This window comes from Myxococcus vastator, assembly GCF_010894475.1.
Taxonomy (GTDB): Bacteria; Myxococcota; Myxococcia; order Myxococcales; family Myxococcaceae; genus Myxococcus; species Myxococcus vastator.
Genome location: NZ_JAAIYB010000912.1, coordinates 1 through 788, shown reverse-complemented (window position 1 = coordinate 788; position 788 = coordinate 1). Strand labels below are relative to the sequence as shown.

Sequence of the window (788 nt, the reverse complement as noted above, 5' to 3'; positions counted from 1 at the left end):
GTGTCCCTCCATCGCATCCCCCAAGAACGCGTGGAGCCCTCCCGTCCGCTCAACTCACCCGACGCCTAAATCCGGACGGATACAGACTTCAAGTGCCTGCCGGGTGCGCTCGGGCGGAGGGACACGCCTGAGTGAGTCTCAAGGGCTGCGGACTGGATGCCCGATTCGTCTCTCTGTGGTCGAAGTTGTGATAGCATCAGAGAGAGAGGGAGGATGCTATGCGGGTAAGTTCGGATGAGATGTTGGTTTGGAAGTATCAGAATGAATTTATTCAGAGTGCGGGAAAGATTGTTAGGGGCATGTTTGGCAGGCTAGGCGTGAGAGCCTTGCCTCGGCTCGGCTTTGTGGCGATTAGTTGGTCGCCAGAGAAAAGACCGTCAGTCTTTAGCGGCGACGAGTCTATACAATGGAATCCAGCGTTGGATGAGTTGAAAAAAGGGGTGGATGCTTACGAGAGTGATGAGTCGAGATTGGTGCATCTTCGGGCGCAAATCTTACGCGAATTTGCTTCTACGGTAAGTGTTGGCGGTGTGGTGAAGGAAGATCTGCGTCGGCACGATGCGGAATCGGGTACGCGCTCATTCTGTTCAATGGGGGCTGTGATTGGTGTTTATGACTCTGTATTTGTTCTGGAATTCGACGCCACGGAGTTTGCTCGATTTCCCGTTGCCCGGTTTCCCAGCGATGTTGATGGTGAAGACGATTGTGTGGGACTTCTTTCTGCTGTCGCAGAGGCATTGTTGGAGCGCATTGCCAGAGAAGCGCGCCACGGGAACGCTGGTTTGAGG

At 54.3% G+C, this 788-nt stretch carries 1 protein-coding gene; it reads left to right on the top strand.

The window, feature by feature from the left end:
- Positions 1–218 precede the first annotated feature (218 nt).
- On the top strand, positions 219–788 hold a 570-nt coding region (locus G4D87_RS38290), incomplete at its 3' end, for a hypothetical protein (protein WP_163787653.1).